This window comes from Sorangium sp. So ce185 (assembly GCF_051526825.1).
GTDB lineage: Bacteria > Myxococcota_A > Polyangia > Polyangiales > Polyangiaceae > Sorangium > Sorangium cellulosum_D.
The window spans coordinates 11,566,363-11,584,031 of record NZ_CP150316.1; the positions used below are offsets into that span (position 1 = coordinate 11,566,363).

Below are 17,669 nucleotides of genomic sequence, written 5' to 3' on the forward strand. Positions count from 1 at the left end.
CCGCCTTGACGTCCTGTTTTTTCTCTGCCCGGACACATGCACTTATCCCGCTCGACTGAAATCAAAACCGGTAGACGCACCCCCTGTGCGACACCCACACTTTCCTCCGCACAGAAACGCCGCACGCTCACCAGCTGCGCCAAAACCGCGCTCAATCTACAAAAGTCCAGCACGATCGGTCGAAGTTGAGCATGGGCCCAAAGCACCATAGACTCAACACATGCTTAACCCTTCGACTCACTCCTACGCCATCGCGCTCGCCGCGACGTTCATGGCCTCTGTGCTGTCGGGCTGCATCGGCGAGCTTGGCAGCGCGCCGACCGAGGACGAAGGCAGCGGGACGACGAGCGGCGCCGGCGGCGAGGACGACAGCGGGCCGCCGGGCGGCGGCTCGACCGCGGGCAGCGGCGGCTCGACCGCCGCGGGCGCCGGAGACGGCGGCGGCGCGGGCGGCTCGCCCCCCGGCGGCAGCGTCGGCTCCACCACCGCGGGCAGCGGCGGCTCCGCCACCGCGGGCGCCGGCGGCAGCGGCGGCTCACCCGCGGGAGGCGCCGGGGGCAGCGACGGCTCCACCACCGCGGGCGCCGGCGGCAGCGGCGGCCCCGCGGGGAGCACCAGCAGCGCCGGCGGGTCCGGCAGCGGCGCCGGCGGCTCGGGCGGCAACGGCGACCCGACCGGCGCGGCGCAGCTGTGTGTCGATACGATCAACCAGCACCGCGCCACGCTCGGCCTGCCGCCCCTCGCGCGCTGGACCGAGGCGGAGTCGTGCTCCGATGAAGAGTGCGAGTCCGACGGAAACACCGGCCAGGCGCACGGCGCGTTCGGCGCTTGCGACGAGCGGGCTCAAAATGAGTGCCCCGGCTGGAACGGACCGCCCGAATCGATGATCGTCCCGTGCTTGCAAGCCATGTGGGACGAGGGGCCCGGCGAGGATTTCAACAAACACGGCCACTACATCAACATGAGCAACACCGCGTATACCAAGGTGGCTTGCGGATTCCACACGTTCCCGGACGGCAGCGTCTGGGCCGTGCAGAACTTCCGGTGACCGGCGCGCGACCGCTCACCCGCTCTCCGCGCCGTCGACGTCCCCCTCCACGAGCGCCTCGGCGCCGTCCTCGGCTCCCGGGGCCGCCGCCCCGTCCGTGAGCTTTCCGGTGAGCCGCACGCACGTCGCGCGGTGCACCCAGACGTCGAACGCCTCCATCATCCGCCGCTCGACCTCCGCGCCCTCGAGCAGGCCGAGCGCGCGCGCGACCGCCTCCAGCGTCGACAGGGCGCCCTCGTGCGGGGCGCGCCGCAGCCCGTAGCGGCTCGGCGCGCCCTGCGGCAGCGCGACCGGCTCGGCGCCCTGCGCGTCGGCGTCGCGGTGAACGACCCGGCGCGCCTGGTTCCAGTTGCCGTCCGGAACGAGCAGCACCACCGGCCCGCCGCGCGCGTCGTCGGGCGAGAGGGCGCGCGCCCCGGGCGACGGATACAGCACGAGCCGGCGCCCCTCCGGCAGCGGCGGGCGCGCGCGCGGCGCGATCTCGCCGCGCACGCGCACCTCCGCGCCCTCGAGCAGCCGCGCGACGAGCCGGCCCGTGTTGGTGCTCCTCGTGCGCTCGATCCGGTGGGTGAGCAGCACGACGCGGGTGCGCACCGCGAGCCGGGGCAGCGCGCCGCAGAGGCACATCGATCGCGGCAGACCGCAGCCGCGGCAGCGCGGCGTCCCCCGCGCGCGGATGGGGGGCAGGTCGGGCGGCTGCAGCGGGACGAACGTCATCTCGGCTCGGGACCGGGCGTTTTCGCACGCGCAGGCCTCCCCGGTCAAATGGCCCTCCCCGCCCCGGCACCTCGAGCGTACCCCGGCTCGCTCCGATTCCCGCCGAGCGCGCAGACCCTCGTGCGCCCTCGTGCGCCCTCGTGCGCGCGCGACCTGCGCCCGGCCGGTCGGCTGTCTACCGGGCGGCCGGGCCCCGGAGTAATTCCCATGAAGGCGGGAAGACAGGAAGATCAATCATCTTTTCTTCCCGCCTTCCCGCCTTCATGTTCACATCCGGCCACCACCCGCTTTACTTCAGCTGGCAGACGTCGAGCACGTCCATGTCGGTATAATCGAGGTTCTCGCCGCCCATGGTCCAGATGAAGCCGTAGTTCGAGGTGCCCACGCCCATGTGGATGGACCACGGCGGCGAGATCACCGCCTCGCCGTCGCCGACCACGAGGTGGCGCATGGCGTCGGGCTGGCCCATGAAGTGGAATACCCGGTTGTCGCCGGTCAGGCCGAAATAGAGATAGATCTCCGAGCGGCGGTCGTGCAGGTGCGGCGGCATGGTGTTCCAGACGCTGCCCGGCTTGAGGAAGGTCACGCCGAGGAGCAGCTGCGCCGACTGGCACACGCCCGGGATGATGTATTGATAGATGGTGCGCTCGTTGGACTGCTCGGGCGACCCGCGCTCCAGGGGCTTGGCCTGCTCGATCGAGATCTTGGTCACCGGAAAAACGGTGTGGGCCGGCAGGCTGGCCAGGTAGAACTTGGCCGGCGCGGCGGCGTCCGCGCTGTCGAAGGTCACGTCGGCGACGCCCATGGGCACGTAGAGCCCGTCGCGGGGCGCGAGGTCGTAGGCCTTGCCGTCGACGGTGACGCGGCCGGCGCCGCCCACGTTGACGATCCCGAGCTCGCGGCGCTCCAGGAAGGGACGGCCCTTGGCGCTCTTGGGCTCGGTCTGGGCCGGCAGCGTAAGGGTCTCCTTCGTGGGCGTGGCCCCGCCGATCACGAAGCGCTCGTTGTGCGAGTAGGTCAGCCGGGTATGGCCGGGAGCGAACAGGCCTTGCACGAGATATCGGTCGCGGAGCGCCTGGTTGTCCGCGCCCTTCATCATGTCCGGGTGCGTGGCTTGATAGGTCTTGTTGAACATGATCCATCCTTGAAGCGCGCCGCGCCCCGGAAGCCGAGGGCGCGAGCGCCGGGAGCGCGCGCGGAGCCGGAGGCTGGATGGCGTGCCAGGAGCCGTCCTGCCGCCGCTCACGACGTCCACGCCGAGCGAGTCGTGAACGGAGATGCACAGGACGTTCCAGCGCTGCGCCAGGCGCAGGATCGACGGGAGGGGCCACGCGACGACCGTCGCGTGGCGAGAATTTTCCACCCATGGCGGCTGAGATCCGGGCGTGCTGTCAACCGCGGCTTGCACCGGTTGACAGGCGCGGTTGACAGCCCGCGGGCTTCGAGGCGCGAGCGATCACGGCGGCGGCACCGCAGAGCCCGGTGCCGGGGGCAACCCCGGGGGTCCGGCGCCGCGCTGCGCCGATGACCCTCGGCCCGGCGTCCCGTGCCGTGGTACATCTACGATCACATCTTGAAAGGAGCGCGCAATGGCGAAGCTCATGGTGTACGAGACGTTCTCCAAGTCCAATATCGATGCGCTGCTCGATGCCGGCATCGTCATCAACCTCGCGTTCGACGCGTCGCACAGCAAGCAGGAGAAGACGGTCCACCTCGAGCTGCTCATCGACGCCAGCACGGAGGCGATCGAGCGGCTCAGGAGCCGTCACAACGACACGTACATCATGCTGAAGGGCGCGCTGATGCAGGGCGCGGGCACCTACAAGCTCGAGTGCCACACCTTCGATCAGGACATCGTCGACAGCTCGCCGAAGTCCTACGAGATCCGCCAGAACCGCGCGATCGTGCGGCACGGCGACATCGGCACCATCATCCAGGACATCGGCTGGTGGTGAGGCGCGCGAGCGCGCCGGTGCGCTGCGCGCCCTAGTCTAGGGCGGATCGTCGGCCGCGCGCGCACGCATGCCCTGCGCTGCTAGCTCGTTGGAACAGCCTGTCACTCGCTCCAGGCTCGGCGCGCATCTCGATGATGTAGGCTGAGGCTGGCTGTTGCTTCAGCATCTGTAGTCGGGATGTCTCGTCCTCGCCCGCTCGAGCGTGCACAGGTCCGGCGACGCCAGATCGACGCCCCTGCACGGATGAAGCCGACCAGGATGGGATAGACGGCGCAGCGTTCGACGAGGCCGATGAGGACGTTGGTCCCCGAGCTGGCGACCGCGAGAAAGGCCACCATCGAGGCGAGCCCGAACACGCCGAGGACGACCATGGCCCTCCCGGCTTTCGGAGCGACTCCGATTTGCTGGCGCTGGCGTCCGAGAAGGATCACGAGCACGTTGCCTCCGACGATAGACGCGAAGGCCCCCAAGCCGTGATAGTCGACGGCGCCGTCGGGCGGCTCTCCGGAACCGGGGTTGAACGCCAGCAAGACGCCGCCAAGCGCTACGAGAGCTCCCAGGCTGAGCGCTGCCCAGCGGCGCCAGCTTCGCAGGCCCTTGAGCGCGGCGACACCGATGAAGAACATGATCCCGAAGAGGAAGAACCCGGTGTTCATGACCCACGCGAGTGGCGAGTTCATGAACTGGCCAAGAGCCTCGAGGGGGCCACGGACTCCCAGGTTGCTGATGTAGTGATGCGTGTAACTGTATGGAGGATCCGTCCATGCCGCGGCGGCGATGAGCTCGGCGAGGAAGAAGATCACCGCCCCGGCGACGAGCACCGCGCCGGCGGGGCGACGTTGCACCATCTGGTTCGCCTCGGGCGCGGGCCTCGCGCGCTCCCTTCGTGTCGTCCTTGACTCGACCGGCCCTGCGCCCGCGATGACGACGTCATAGGGGTGCGCCGCCGAGCCTTTCTCGTGTCGCCTCATGTTGAACAGCCTGCACCGTCGCGTTCAAGACCACCAGGACATTGATCGCAACGGTTTCAGACCCTATAGATCTGAATCATGGAGCTACGTCACCTGCGCTACTTCATCGCCGTCGCGGAGGCGGAGCACTTCGGAAGGGCGGCCGAGCAGCTTCACGTCTCGCAGTCGCCCTTGAGCCGGCAAATCGCTCAGCTCGAAGAGGAGATCGGCGTCGAGCTCTTCGTGCCCTCGGGACGCGGGGTGAAGCTGTCCGCCGCCGGCCGGAGTTTCCTCGAAGGCGCGCGCGCGACCCTGGCTCGCGCCGCGCTCGCGGTCGACGACGCCCGCGCGACGGCGCAAGGCCGCATCGGGACGGTCGTGGTCGGATTCGACGGCGCCCTGGCTGACGCCCTCCTGCTGCCGGGGATCGTGCAGACGTTCCGCGCGCGTCATCCGCGCGTCGAGGTGCGCCTCCGGCCGCTGCCGAGCGAGGAGCAGATCGCCGCGCTGCGCGATGGCAAGATCTCGGTCGGGTACGGCTATCATTCGCCGGAAGACAACCCGCTCTTCCGCTTCCGCGTGCTGTATCGCGAGCGCGTCGGCGTTGTGATGTCGAAGAGCCATCGCCTCGCTGCACGGCGCACACTGAGGGTCGCGGACCTGAAGCAGGAGCGCTTTATCTGGCCTCCGCGCAAGGAGGGCCCGCGCCTCCACGACGACATCATCGCCGCCTTCCGAGCGCATGATCATAAGCTCGAGCTCGCCCACGAGGAGGCCAGCAGCGATGTGATCCTCATGCTCGTGGCGAGCGGCGAGGGTCTCAGCGTGTTTCCCGAGAGTGCCGCGTCGACGCTCCTCGCCGGAGTGGTGTTCAAGCGGGTTCGGGACCTCAACGTCGTCATCCTCGGCCGCTCGGCGTGGCGCGCCATGGACGACGAGGACCCGCTCGTGCGGTCGCTCCTCGAGATCACGAATTCGGTGCATGGATCGTCACGGTAGGCGCGCGCTGGGTCGATCCCGCGACGCGGCCAGCGGATAGGAAACCGTAGAGCTCCTGCGACGGGGCGAGCGGGCGTCTGATGCGCGCAAGACGGCTCGCCCGGCGCCATTCCCGCGGAGCTTAACACGGGCGAGTTTCCTATGGTTCCCTGTCCGCGCTGCGGCTGATTAAATCGAATTGAAAAGGATCACGAACATGCCGATCATTACGAGCACGAAGAACGGCGTTCGGATGGGGTTTGCTGCCTTGGCGATCATCGGCAGCTCGCTCGGCAGTGCGCACGACGCGATGGCGGGCACCGTCACCATCAGTGACAACCTGGAATCAGGCGGTTGTGGATTTTGGGCCAGCAATTCGGCCGAAGGCGGGGGATTTTCAACGACCTGGAGTTCGGCCCGTTCGCCTTCAACGATAGCCTATTTGTACTATTCGCCATCGGCCGGCGCGTCCGATTGGCTACAATTTTACAAGGCGTTTACGACGACAGTGATCCCGACGTCGTGCTCGGCCAGCGTCTGGCTGCGGGGCAACGGCTTTGCCAACCATGGTTCGGTCGAGATGATCGACACTGCAAGTTGGACCTATATCGGTTCGACGCCGTACTCGGGCGTGGGCGCTGCGGCTTGGGTCAAGTACACGGTCAACAATACTTACGCGTGCACCAAGAACATCACGGTGCGCGTCACGCTGGGGACGCAACCGGGAGCGTGGGAGCAGGTCTACGTGGACGACGCTTCGATCAGCTGGAACTTCTGAGCGCCGCTCGAGGCACGTCGCCCGCGGTGCAACCTGCCGAGAACAGCAGCCCGAAGAACGCGATACCGACGGTGTGACAAGGACGGGCAAGCAAAATCATGGATCATCCACCGATCAATGCCTGCTCCCATCGTACGAGCAGGGCTCACCACCGGAGCGCGCGCAGCTACGCATGGCGCGCGCCGGTCGACATCGAAGCTCGGTCTCGTTGAGCCTGTGCTCCGATCAGCCCCCGAAGAACGCCTTCGCCTGCTCTCCCAGCACGTTCTCGCCCTTCGGGCTGCTGGCGTGGCAGCCGTCGCTGACCTCGCCCGCGTCATTGTTGAGGATGAACTTCCCGAGGTAGCTCATGTTCTCGTTGATGGTCGGGTCGTTGGCCAACTCCTGCGCCTTCATGTCGGTCCAGTCGGCGCCGCCGGCGCCCGCGATGAAGCAATCGTGTCCTTCGTTGTAGACCGGCTGCCCCACGATATAGATATGCGTGCCCGGGTTGACGTGCTGGCGCGCCGCGTTGACCATGTCACGGAGCTCTTGATCGGTCGCCCTCTGGGACAAGATGCAGATCTGGACCATGATGGCCTTGACGACGTCTTTCCCTCCGATCGACGCCATCTTCCGGTCGAAGAGCTGCCAAGAAGAGCTCTTGGGGTTCGTCCAGTTCTGGACCACCATGGCACCCGTTTGATAGCTGTCCGCGTTCCACATGATCCTGCCGCCGACGCGCTTGTAGCCGGTGCCGATGTTGTTGGCCATCGAGCAGCCAGTGTACGCGACGGAGTTGTCTCCCGTCGGGGGCAGGCCGTCATCCCCACCGCCCGTCCCGGTAGCGCCGCCGGCGCCGCCCGTGCTCGCGGTGCTCCCCGACGCGGATCCGCCCGCGCCTGCGCCGCCGGTGCCATCTCCGCCGGTGCCGGTCGTGCCGACGGTGGTGCCGCCCGTGCTGGCGCCTCCACCTGTCCCACCACTGGTCGAACCTCCGGTCGTGGGACCGCCGGTGCCCGTCGTCCCTGCGGTCGCAGTCGTGGCGTCTCCCGACCCCGAACCGTCGTCCGGGTCACCCTCCGAACCGCAAGCGCCGAGGCAGAGCGCGGTCATCCCAAGGGCGCAGCGGGCCATCCAGCGGTGGAAAAGAACAAGAGAATTCATCGTCGTCACCTTCTGTTAGGGGGCGTTGGCCAGGACCTGCGAGGGCTCTCGGCTCGCGTCCGACCGTCCTTGTTCTATGGCCGCTGCGACCCGCGCGAATAGACGACGAGATCGTCGTCGCCCCCCTTGGACAAGTTTGTCATCCCCCGCCCCGTCTCCCGCCTGTCACTTCATCCGGATGGACATGCGATCTCGCTCGCGGGCAGCGGCGGCCCGGAGCTCACCGACCGTCTCGCCCAGCAGGCGGCCACCGATCGGACGCTGAACGTGATCTATCCGGGCTCGTTCGGTCGGCTCGGGCGAACGACGACCGCCGACAGCTGCCACGCGAACGCCGCGGGACAGCAGCTGCTCGGCAACCAGGCCGTCGGCTTCTTCGGCGAGTAGGCGAACCGGAGCGCGCTCGCCGGGCCGCACGCGCGGCGAGCGCAGCGCCCCGTGGGGGGCGATCTCCGGGCTCACGGCAGGGTCGCGGCGGCCGTGACGCCGAGCCAGCGCTCGACGGTCGCCGGCGGCCGGGCGCGCCGGCGGTTCACGGCAGCAGGTCGCCGATCGCGTCGTACCATCGGTTCGCCATGCGGGCATAGCCGGCCGCGTTCGGGTGCACCCCGTCCGCGAGCTCCGACGTCGGAAACCCGGTATGCATGTCCACCAGCACCACGTGCTTCCCCGCCGACGCCCGGGCTTCCACGATGGGCGGCAGCGCATTGTTGTACGCGACCACCGCGGCGTTGTTGAAGCTGAGCGGAATGAGCTTCGCTACGACCACGAACGCATTGGGGGCCGCGGCGAAGATCTTGTCCAGGAGCGAGCCCAGCCGCTGCGGCGCCATGGCGAGGTTGTCGCTCTGCGACACGTCGTTGGTCCCCGCCATGAGCAGCACGATGTGCGGGGTCTCCTGCATCGAAGGCGCCGGCACGAGGCCAGCGATCTGGTTGATCTTCCAGCCGCTGTGACCCTCGTGCTTCCGCGGAAACGGAACGCCGTCGACCGTCGCCGGCCCGTTCGTCAGAGAGCCCGTGAACGTGATGCTCTGGCCGGCGGCCAGCGCCTTCCTGAACAGCTCGATCCGATAGCCGCCGCCCCCCGACACCCCGACCCCATCCGTGATGGAGTCGCCCAGCGGCAGGATCTTGCAAGGATCCCCGTTCGTCGGGCACGGCGAATACGCGCTCGAGCCCCCTGTTCCTGTCGTGGCGCCGCCACCCGCGCCGCCCGCGCCGCCCGCGCCGCCCGCGCCGCCCGCGCCGCCAGCGCCGCTGCTCGCCGAGGCGCTAGAGGACGAGTTCGAGCTGCTGCTCGAGGAGGACGTGGTCGCGCCTCCCGTGCCTCCGGTGCTGCTGGCCGACACGATGGTGGGCCGCCCGGTGCCGTTCGCGCAGAACCCCCACGACGCTGTCTCCCCCTTCGCGATCGCGCCGTTGTAGCCCTCGTTGGTGACGTTCAGCCGCCCGCCCGAGGGCGTGGAGCGCGCGTTCCACAGGTTGGTCACCGTGGTGCCGCCGAGCTCGACGACCATGCCCCAGGATGTGGTGGCCGCGGTGCGGCTCAGGTTCTTGACCGTCACGTTCGCGCAGTACCCGCTGCCCCACTGCGACTGGATCGTGAGCGTCGCGTCGATCATGCCGTCCGGGCTGGTCACCCCGGACTCGAGGGAGCCGCCGTCCTCCAGCGCGCCCGGCTCCACCGCACATGCGAGCAGGCCGCACGCGAACGAGAGAGAGACAACTCCAAGAAAGCGATTCATGTGCATCAAAATTCTCCATGTCTGGACCGATCGATTCGCAGGTTTCCGCTCAAGATGGATAAGTAATTCAGGGTCACGCCTGCGAGCTCGGCCGCTCCGTCAGGTTGGAGGTCTAGAATTCCCAGTCGACATTCTATCGATCGTGACGGTGTGCACCAGTCAAGTTCGACGGCATGCCGACCACACCCCTGATTCACCCACCCTGGCGATCGGCAGAGCACGGAAGGAATCACCTGACACGGCAAGCCGTCGCGATCGCCATCCCCTCTCGAGGGCGAGCGCCGCGCGCCGCTCCCGGCCCTCAGCCGGCGCTCGTTCCTGCCACGCTCAGGGCAGCGAATGCCGCTTCAGCGTGGCCCACCCGATCTCGGCGCTCCCCCAGGCCATACCGCCGCCTTGCGCGGTGCACAGCGTCACCGCCACGCCGCCCGCGCAGCTCGAGTAGGTCGAGCAACCGCTCTCGTCTGCCGCGCTCGGCAAGCCCGTGCACTGGTTCAGCTCGGCCCATCGCTCGAAGGTGCCGACCGCGCCGAGAAAGGTGATGTTCGCGCCGTTCGGCGCCTGCTGCGCCCCTCCCTCGTAGGGGACCAGCGCGTCGGCGGTACCCCGGAACGAGATCTCGGTCACCGGCCGCGCCGGCTGGCAGGGCTGCTCCGACTCCGCCAGGAGGTCGAAGGCGCTGGGAGCGACGCCGGCAAAGACGTCCGCCGCGTTGCACGCCAGGTGGTAGGCCATCCCGCCGCCGTTCGCGACGCCCACGGCGTAGACGCGCTTGACGTCGACGCACGCCTCCGCCTGGACCTCTTGGACCAGGGCACGCGCGAACGCCACGTCGTCGACGTCGCGCGACGAGGTGCAACACGGACCGATGTTCCACGCGCCGTCGACGCCCTGGGGCCACGCGACGATGAACCCCTCGCTCTCGGCGAGCTCGCGGTACCCCGAGGCCTCGGCCTCCGCCGCCGAGGTCCCGCCGAGCGTATGGAAGTCGAGGACCAGCGGCAGTGGGCTCGCCCCCGTGTAGCTCGCAGGGAGGCGAACGACGTAGCTGCGGGTCGTGTCTCCGACCGTCAGCGTGCGGTCGTTGTCGCCGATCGACAGGGTGGTCGCCGGGCAGGCGGCCGCAGCGTCGCCTTCGCCAGGCGCCCGGCAGAAGCCGCCCTGGCAGCGGAACGGCGCGCCGAGCGGATCGCAGTGGGCGTCGCCGCTGCAGGTGAGATCGCAAAACGCCGCGCTCTCGGCCGCGGCGCACGCCGCCTCGGCGGGCCGCGCCGCCACGGCCACGCACTCGGCGCCGGAGGAGAGCGCCGCGCACTCGCCTTCGGCCGAACAGGCGCGCGTGCAGACGCCGCAGATGCAGGAGAGGCCATCCTCGCAGCCGGCATCGCAGCTCCTGAGAAAGTTGGTCTCGCTCCCGGTTTGAGGACCCAGGCCCTTGCAGGACGTGCCCAGGAGCGCCGCGCCCGCCGCGCTCGCGAGGAGGCACGCCGCCGCGATCACCTTAGATCTCATCGCCGCCCCCGACATCCTGCTGGATCAAGCACTGTCCGATGTAGAGCACGACCTGCGTGTACCTGTCCGGCGTCTCGTGCGCCGCGTTGAAGGCCTCGACCTGCTCACGCAGCTCGACCAGCTGGGCGCGCAGGCGCCCCAGCGTCTCGTAGGCCCGCTGTTCGTACGGGTGGCCGGGCCACACGTCGAGCGTATAGGTGCTCCCCCCGACGCGGTCGGCGAGGCCGGGCGCGGTGCGATCCTCGCGCAGCCGGCACAGGATCGTCTTCACCATCGCCTGGTAGTGATCGAAGATCGCCGCCTCCCATCCCACGGGCGAGCCCAGCAGCACGTAGAGGCTCGCGGCGCTGTACGTCGCTCCGGCGCCATCTCCGGTACGCTCGATGCGCGCCGATTCCACGAGGCGCCCCAGGGCGGCGTCGAGCTCCGCGCGCTCGATGTGCGTCCGCTGCAGCAGCTCGTCGCGCGTGAGCGGGCCTTCTCGATAGATGATCGCCCAGGCGAGCTCGTCCACGCCCTCGCCGGAGCGAAGCGCGCGCAGCGCGCCGAGCTCCTCGTCGGACACCGCGCGATACACCACCTGAGCCCCCTGCCCCGCCTGGAAGATCAGGCGGCTCTCGCAGAGGTCGAAGAGCACCCCGCGGAGCAGGACATCGTCCTCGGCGGCGAACGCCCTCAGGATCTCGGCGCGCGGCGTGATCCCCCGACGGCGGATGTAGTCGAGCACGGCCTCCCAGAGCGAGCGGCCCCGCTCCACCGAGCTCTCCGTGATCCGCCGGACCCGGCGCTGATAGCTCCGCAGCCCCATACCGAACATGTCGGCGCTCACCTTGCGGCTGACCCCTTGCCGCTCGAGCTCGGTCGCGAGGTCCTGGAACACCTGGTCCGCGAGCTGGGCCAGGGGAGCACGCCAGCCCCCCGAGGTCGCCAGCTGGGCGATGAGAACGGTGGTCTGGCGAACGATGGCCTGGATCAGCTCAACGGACATACGTCTCGACGAGAAGCCTCATCGCTCGCCGAGAGTAACGCGGCACAGGACAGCGGGGGGAGTGACAAACCAGACGCCCCCCGGGCGCGCGGAGCGCGAGACGTATCCGACGTGCGGCACCGGGCGCAGAGCCCGTCCTCTGCACCAATCCCCCTGCGCTACGGGTCTTCCCACGACGGCTCGACGGCGGGCCGCTCCCGCTCGATGAGCCCGCTGCCCTCCTCCTGCCGGTCGCGGAACGGCGTCGACTGCGGCGGGAAGTCGCGCAGGCCGCGGCCGGCGGTGTAGTCGTAGCGGGCGAAGAGCAGCGCCGACAGGCGCGGTGACGTCTCCGCCGGGCTCGGGATGTCGAACAGGAATGTCCCCTCCGCGCCCAGCGAGACGCGGTGTCCGCGCGAGAGCCAGCTCCAGAACGTGAGCCCCGCGGTGAACGCGTCGCGCAGGAAGGCCTCGTCGCGCGTCTCGTTCTCGGGCCGGTAGCTCGCGAGCCAGCCGAGCTGGATCCACGGGAACAACCCGCGGCCGGGGAGGAGGTCGAGGTCGAGCGTCGCGTCGATGCGATCGAGGGTCGATGGCACCGGGCTCAGCCGCAGCGACGTGCCCGCCGTGACGAGCGCGTCGACGAACGGCCGGTGCCTGAGGCGCGCGCCGAGCGAGGCCTGCGTCCGGTGCTCGGCGGCGTACGGGGTGAAGATGTCCTTGTCGGCGCCCGGGAAACCCCGGAGCGACTCGTCGACCGCGAGATAGGTGAAGCCCGCCCACGGCGAGAGGGTGAGCTCGCCCAGCGGGATGGACCAGAACGCGCTCGCGCTCGCCCTGCCGCCCACGGCGTCGCTGGCGCCGGGCTGGAACACGACGCGGCCGCTCAGCGCCGCGCCGGGGATCCAGCCGCGCGAGCCGAGGTCGAAGCGCGCCTCCGCGCCGAAGCTCTCCGGACCGTCGCGCAGGCGCCCGAACCCCGCGGCCGCGACCCAGGCGCGCCGCTCGATGAGCTCGCGGTGCACGTCGATGCCGAGCTCGAGGAAGCGGAGCGGCAGGCGGAGATCTTCCTCCGTGAGCTCGGCGTCGACGAGGCGGGCGTAGCCGCCGACGGAGAGCGGCCCGGCGTCCGGGTCCTCTCCCACCGGGGGCGCGGGCCGGAGCCGCTCTTCGGTGGGCGCGAGGGGCGCCGGCGGCGGCGGCGCGGGCGGCGGCACGCGCGGCCGGGGCGCGCCGTGGGCGACGGCGAGCTCGACGCGGAGCAGCGCCCTGCCGCCGGGCGATGCGACGCGCAGCACGTGCGGGCCCTCGGCGAGGACGGCGACGCGGGACTCGACCTCGCCGCCGAGCCAGAAGAACGGCTCGCGCGTGACGCCAAGGCGGCGCGCCTCGCGATCCTCGGCGGGGTCGAGCGCGAGGGTTCCCTCCTCCAGCACGCCGGGCGGGGCGCCGCCGGCCGCGCCGGGGGGAACGCCGCCGGCGGCGCCGGCCGCGCCGGGGGCGCCGGGGGCGGTCGCGCCGTCGAGCGGCGCCACCGAGAAGCGCAGCTGACCGGCGGGCGTGGCCGCGGCGACCTCGGGGTGGCAAGCCGGATCGTCCGCGGGCGCGGCGCGCGCGCGGGGCGAGGCGACGCACTCGTAGGCGGCGCGGGCGCGGATGCGCACCACGGTCGGGCCGACGAACGCGAGCTCCAGGGGACGGTCGGGATCGATGTCGTTCCAGGTCGAAAGAACGCGGCCCGAGAACGGCTGCGCCGCTCCGGCCGCGGTCGCGCGGATCCAGCCGAGGACGCTCCGGTCCGCCGGCGGCCGCGCCTCGATGCGGTGGCTGCCCTTGGGCACCTCCACGACGCAGCGATCGGCCATCGGCGCGGACGCCGCGGAGCACGCGACCGGCGCGCCGTCGAGCGCGATCGAGAACGCGCAGGGCGTCTCCTCGCGGTCGAGCGACCGGCAGGCGCCGTCGAGCACGATCGCGCCCGGCGCAGCCCGGTCGAGCCGGAACTCGGCGCGCGCGCCGTCCGTGATGAGGAGCGACGCCTCCGGCGCGTCGACGAGCGCGCGCCGCACCCGCACGCGGAGCGGCAGATCGCGCTCGGCCCTGGCCCGGATCTCGAGCGTGGCCGTGCCGGCCGTGGCGTCGGCGCGCGGCGGCACGTTCCAGCCGGTCGCCGGGGAAAGACGCGCGAGGGCGGCCGGCGGGAGCTGGAGCGGCGGCGACGGCGCGGCCGAAGCGGGGCCGGCGGGAGGCGCGGCGGCGGGGCGGGGTGCGGCGCTCCCGGAGGGCGCGGGCGCGGCATTCCCGGAGGGCGCGGGCGCGGCGCTCCCGAGGGCCGAGGCGTCCTGGCCCGCGGAAGCCTCGCGGGCGGCCGCCTGCACGGCGAGCTCGGCGAGCGCGAGGGCGCGCAAGGTGAGCCGCCGATCGGGCGCCGGGGCGGCGGCAGCCACGTCGGTGGCGAGGTTCGCGGCGCGGGCGAGCGCGGCGGAGGAGCGGTGGGCGAGCCCGATCCGGGTGAAGGCGTCGGCGGCGATCCGCGCCTCGCCGGCGCGCTCGGCGAGGAGGCCGAGCAGGAGCGCGTCCGCGCCCGAGCTGCCGCCCGCGGGGCCGGCGAGCAGCGCGACGCCGCGGCGCGGATCGCCGGCGATGCGCGCGGCGCGCGCGGTAGCGAGGGGCGCGGGGTCGTCGGGCAGGGGCAGCGGCGGCACGCGCGCGGGCAGGCCGAGCGGGACGGCCGGCGGGCTGCCCGGCGGCAGGGAGAACACGGTCGACGGCGGCGCGCCCGCGGCCGGCGCGCCCGGGAGCTGTCCGGCGTCCCCGGGGTCGACCTCGACGGCGCGATCGAGCGCGGCGAGCGCCGGGAAGCCGAGGGCCTCGAGCGACGCCGCCCGCTCCGCGCGGAGCGCCGCGCGCGCCCGCGAGGCCGCGGGCGCATTGCGGAGGGCGCGCGTGGCGAGCCGGATCTGCTCGAGCGTGCCGTCGACGGGCGCGCCGGACGGCGGGCGCGCCGGCGTGACGACGCGCGGCTCGGCGGGCGCGGCCGGGTGCAGGCGCACGGCCGCGCGGAGCAGCGCGGGCGCGGCGGTCTCGACGCGCAGCTCGCCGGCGCCGGCGGGGACCGGGATCTCGATCGCGCCCGTGGCGCCCGCGCGCACCCAGGCCTCGTGGACGGCGGCGCCGACGCTGACGCGCAGCACGCGGGCGTCGCCGGCGGCGGCGGGCGGCGCGACGGCGGCGGCGGCGGGCGGCGCGGCCGCGGCGGGCGACGCGGCGGCGGGCGGCGCGACGGCGGCGGCGGGCGGCGCGACGGCGGCGGCGGGCGGCGCGACGGCGGCCTGAGGAGCTCGCGCCGCGGCGCCTTGCGCACCGGACGATCCCGCCGCCTCGCCCATCACGGCGGCCGGCGCGAGGACGACGCGCGCCACCGTGGCGCGCTCCGGGTCGGGGAGCGCGAAGGTCACGGCGCCGTCGACCCAGGCCCACTGCATGATCTCGCGCAGCGACGCGCAAGGAGCGCGCCCGCTGCGCGGGATGCGCGCGAGCACCGGCGGCGCGCCCGCCGGCCGCTCGAAAACGCGCACCCCGGGCGCCACCGCGACGACGGAGGTGAGCCCGGCGCCGCCGTGCACCGCGGCCGGCGTGCCGTCGATGAGCACCGACGACTCGGGGACCACCTCGCTCGCGGCGCTCCGGAGGAGCACCCGCGCGTGGGCGTCCGGAGGCGCCTCGACCTCGAGCCGGGCGCGCGGCGTGTCGAGGAGCGTCCAGCGGAGCCCGGATTCCGCGTTCACGTCGCAGAGCGCGTCCGCGGCGGCGCTCTGCGATGCGCCGGCGCCTCCGGACGGGGGCGCGTCGCGCGGCGGCGCGATCGAGCTCCACGCGATCACGCCCTCGGGGATGTCGAGCGCGTCCCACGGAGCCTCGCGCGCCCAGGTGGTGCGCGCGAGCGGCGCCGCGCTCTCGATGTCGCCGTGGCCGAGCGCGTAGCGCTCCGCGAGCGGCGCTCCCACCGGCCGGCGGCCATCGAGCGGCGGCGGGAGGGCCGCGCTGAGCGCGGACACGGCCGCGACGTCGTCCGGGTGCGCGCCAGCGGCGCGATCACGCGGCGGCGCGCCGCCGGCCGGTGCCCGCGCGCCGCCGGCCGGTGCCCGCGCGCCGCCGGCCGGTGCCCGCGCGCCGGCAGCCGGCGACCAGGGCGCAGCCCCGGCGCCGGCGTCCGCGCGCGCCGCGGCGAGCCGCACGAGGACGGCGCGCTGCAGGGGAACGGCGGTCGCCGCCGGCACGGCCTGCGCCGCCGCATAGGCCTGCGCTGCGCGCGCGAACGCCGCGCCGGGAGAGGGCGCCCACCGGACGGCCTCTGCGAGGAGGAGCGCCCGCAGCGGCGGCGGCACGGCCGGCCGGGCCGCGAGGTCGACCGCGGCCTTCGCGGCGCCCGGCGCGGCGGCCCGATCGGCGGCGGCGAGGAGCCGCGGCGCCTCGGCGTGGGCCGGCGCGCGATCGCCGGCGGGGCCGCGCTGCGCGGCGCGGTCGAGCAGCGCGGCGCGGTCGCGCTGCGGCGCGAGGAGCTCGGCGACGCCGGCGCGCTGCCGGTAGCCGCTGGCGGCGACGGCGATCTCCCCCTCGACGACCTCGACGGTCGCCGCGCGCGCGTCGACCGGGAGCGGCACCCGGATCCACCGCGGCTCTCGCCAGCGCGCGGCGTCCGCGAGCCGGGCCCCGGTGCGCCACGCGAGCTCGCGCACGACGGCGCCGCCGGCGCGGACCACGACGCGCGTCGCGCCGTAGGCGCGCGGCCGGAGGGCGATGCGCAGCACGTCCGCGCCGGGCGCGTGGAGCCCGAGCCGCCCGCCGGCCCCGAGCGACCGCCAGGGCGTGGCGCGCTCGAGGGCCGGGAGGTCGGGGCCTTCGCGGCCCCCGCGCAGCTCGACCTCCCGCGCGACGAAGTACGGCTCGATGAGCGGCCGGAGGAGCAGCGATTCCTCGAGGTAGCGCGCGGTGAGCCACGCGGCCGCGTCGGGCGCGAGGGGCGCGGGGGCCGGCGCGGCGGGTGCCCCTGCGGCCCTCGGCGCGGCCTTCGCGCCGGAGGCGCCCGGCGCCGACAGCGCGGCGCGCGCGGCGTCGACCCACCGGAGCAGCGCGGCGGCCTCGCCGGGCGCGGTGGCCGGCGCGGGCGCGCGGCCGCCGAGCCAGGCGGCGACGTCCTCGTCGAGGCGGTACCAGGCGAGCGGCGCGCTCTCGCGCGCGGCGACCCGCACCGCGACCGGCGCGCTCTCCGCGCCGCGCGAGACGGCCGCGCGCACGGCGGCGAAGCGCGCGCTCGACCAGGCCGGCACCGCGACGTCGCGCGCGCCCTGCCTGAGAGGGGGCAGCGGCATCCACGTGATCGCGTCGGGCGTGTCCCCGACGCCCGAGCCGAGGCCGATGCCCGCGACCTCGCCGCGCACCTCCAGCCGGTCGCCGGGCTCCACGGGCACGAGGAGCAGCTGCCCCGCCGTGAGCGCGATCGGCCCGGTCGGATCGGCGGCGATGGGCGCGGCGGGCGTCCCCTCCGGAGCAGGCGCGGCCTGCTGCGGACCGTTGCTCCACGAGACGACCCGCGCGCTGTCCGGCGGCACCCAGGCGAGCGGCTCTGCGGCCGCGGCCTCGCGCGCGCCCGGGGCGCCGGGGGCCACGCCGAGGGCGAGGGCGAGGGCCGCGCCGAGCAGCGCGCGGCGGGCGGCGGACGCGGCCAAGGCGTCGAGATCCACGGCGATTACCCTTGCACCATGCCCACCGTGCGCCCCGTGCGCCGTGAGGTACCGGGCTAACCGATTTCCGGCGTCGAGCGCAAGCGCGCGATCGGCGGGCGCGCGCCGGCCCTCGCCTCGCGGTGGC

At 73.0% G+C, this 17,669-nt stretch carries 13 protein-coding genes; 5 read left to right on the plus strand and 8 right to left on the minus strand.

The window, feature by feature from the left end:
- Nucleotides 1-220 precede the first annotated feature (220 nt).
- A complete protein-coding gene (locus tag WMF26_RS42650; RefSeq protein WP_437997394.1) occupies nt 221-1,048 on the plus strand; it encodes a CAP domain-containing protein in 828 nt (275 codons plus the stop codon).
- Between the two features lie 15 nt (nt 1,049-1,063).
- Here WMF26_RS42650 and WMF26_RS42655 read toward each other — a convergent pair whose 3' ends face one another.
- Complete coding sequence (locus WMF26_RS42655) at nt 1,064-1,765, minus strand: tRNA-uridine aminocarboxypropyltransferase (RefSeq protein ID WP_437997395.1); 702 nt, start codon at nt 1,763-1,765, stop codon at nt 1,064-1,066.
- 289 nt (nt 1,766-2,054) lie between these two features.
- A complete protein-coding gene (gene kduI / locus WMF26_RS42660; RefSeq protein ID WP_437997396.1) occupies nt 2,055-2,900 on the minus strand; it encodes a 5-dehydro-4-deoxy-D-glucuronate isomerase in 846 nt (281 codons plus the stop codon).
- A gap of 454 nt (nt 2,901-3,354) precedes the next feature.
- Here kduI and WMF26_RS42665 point away from each other — a divergent pair, with 454 nt between their 5' ends.
- Nucleotides 3,355-3,720 carry a hypothetical protein gene (locus tag WMF26_RS42665; RefSeq protein ID WP_061628992.1) on the plus strand — a complete coding sequence of 122 codons (366 nt, stop codon included), beginning with the start codon at nt 3,355-3,357 and terminating at the stop codon, nt 3,718-3,720.
- A 101-nt stretch (nt 3,721-3,821) separates the two neighbouring features.
- Here WMF26_RS42665 and WMF26_RS42670 read toward each other — a convergent pair whose 3' ends face one another.
- Nucleotides 3,822-4,691: a DUF998 domain-containing protein gene (locus WMF26_RS42670; RefSeq protein WP_437997397.1), complete on the minus strand. Its 870-nt coding sequence runs from the start codon at nt 4,689-4,691 to the stop codon at nt 3,822-3,824.
- 78 nt (nt 4,692-4,769) lie between these two features.
- Here WMF26_RS42670 and WMF26_RS42675 point away from each other — a divergent pair, with 78 nt between their 5' ends.
- Nucleotides 4,770-5,669 (plus strand): LysR family transcriptional regulator, encoded by a 900-nt coding sequence (locus WMF26_RS42675; protein WP_437997398.1) that lies wholly within the window; start codon nt 4,770-4,772, stop codon nt 5,667-5,669.
- Between the two features lie 196 nt (nt 5,670-5,865).
- The gene (locus tag WMF26_RS42680; RefSeq protein ID WP_437997399.1) at nt 5,866-6,426 is read left to right on the plus strand and encodes a hypothetical protein; all 561 of its coding nucleotides are present in this window, start codon (nt 5,866-5,868) and stop codon (nt 6,424-6,426) included.
- 225 nt (nt 6,427-6,651) lie between these two features.
- On the opposite strand, the gene WMF26_RS42685 is transcribed toward WMF26_RS42680, so the two are convergent.
- A complete protein-coding gene (locus WMF26_RS42685; protein ID WP_437997400.1) occupies nt 6,652-7,572 on the minus strand; it encodes a hypothetical protein in 921 nt (306 codons plus the stop codon).
- A gap of 126 nt (nt 7,573-7,698) precedes the next feature.
- On the opposite strand from WMF26_RS42685, the gene WMF26_RS42690 reads away from it, so the two are divergent.
- A complete protein-coding gene (locus tag WMF26_RS42690) occupies nt 7,699-7,959 on the plus strand; it encodes a hypothetical protein (RefSeq protein ID WP_437997401.1) in 261 nt (86 codons plus the stop codon).
- Between the two features lie 145 nt (nt 7,960-8,104).
- Here WMF26_RS42690 and WMF26_RS42695 read toward each other — a convergent pair whose 3' ends face one another.
- The 4 genes from WMF26_RS42695 to WMF26_RS42710 all read right to left on the minus strand — a co-directional run bounded on the left by WMF26_RS42695 (nt 8,105) and on the right by WMF26_RS42710 (nt 17,542).
- Nucleotides 8,105-9,319 (minus strand): GDSL-type esterase/lipase family protein, encoded by a 1,215-nt coding sequence (locus WMF26_RS42695; protein ID WP_437997402.1) that lies wholly within the window; start codon nt 9,317-9,319, stop codon nt 8,105-8,107.
- Between the two features lie 327 nt (nt 9,320-9,646).
- A complete protein-coding gene (locus WMF26_RS42700; protein WP_437997403.1) occupies nt 9,647-10,831 on the minus strand; it encodes an alpha/beta hydrolase family esterase in 1,185 nt (394 codons plus the stop codon).
- A complete protein-coding gene (locus tag WMF26_RS42705; RefSeq protein WP_437997404.1) occupies nt 10,821-11,819 on the minus strand; it encodes a hypothetical protein in 999 nt (332 codons plus the stop codon). Before WMF26_RS42705 ends, WMF26_RS42700 begins: the two co-directional genes overlap by 11 nt.
- Nucleotides 11,820-11,977: 158 nt before the next feature.
- Nucleotides 11,978-17,542 carry a hypothetical protein gene (locus WMF26_RS42710; RefSeq protein WP_437997405.1) on the minus strand — a complete coding sequence of 1,855 codons (5,565 nt, stop codon included), beginning with the start codon at nt 17,540-17,542 and terminating at the stop codon, nt 11,978-11,980.
- Nucleotides 17,543-17,669 lie beyond the last annotated feature (127 nt).

Coding starts and splice junctions, on each gene's coding strand:
- WMF26_RS42650 (WP_437997394.1), top strand. CDS start 221: ATGCTTAACCCTTCGACTCACTCCTACGCCATCGCGCTCGCCGCGACG.
- WMF26_RS42655 (WP_437997395.1), bottom strand. CDS start 1,765: ATGACGTTCGTCCCGCTGCAGCCGCCCGACCTGCCCCCCATCCGCGCG.
- kduI (WP_437997396.1), bottom strand. CDS start 2,900: ATGTTCAACAAGACCTATCAAGCCACGCACCCGGACATGATGAAGGGC.
- WMF26_RS42665 (WP_061628992.1), top strand. CDS start 3,355: ATGGCGAAGCTCATGGTGTACGAGACGTTCTCCAAGTCCAATATCGAT.
- WMF26_RS42670 (WP_437997397.1), bottom strand. CDS start 4,691: ATGAGGCGACACGAGAAAGGCTCGGCGGCGCACCCCTATGACGTCGTC.
- WMF26_RS42675 (WP_437997398.1), top strand. CDS start 4,770: ATGGAGCTACGTCACCTGCGCTACTTCATCGCCGTCGCGGAGGCGGAG.
- WMF26_RS42680 (WP_437997399.1), top strand. CDS start 5,866: ATGCCGATCATTACGAGCACGAAGAACGGCGTTCGGATGGGGTTTGCT.
- WMF26_RS42685 (WP_437997400.1), bottom strand. CDS start 7,572: ATGAATTCTCTTGTTCTTTTCCACCGCTGGATGGCCCGCTGCGCCCTT.
- WMF26_RS42695 (WP_437997402.1), bottom strand. CDS start 9,319: ATGAATCGCTTTCTTGGAGTTGTCTCTCTCTCGTTCGCGTGCGGCCTG.
- WMF26_RS42700 (WP_437997403.1), bottom strand. CDS start 10,831: ATGAGATCTAAGGTGATCGCGGCGGCGTGCCTCCTCGCGAGCGCGGCG.
- WMF26_RS42705 (WP_437997404.1), bottom strand. CDS start 11,819: ATGTCCGTTGAGCTGATCCAGGCCATCGTTCGCCAGACCACCGTTCTC.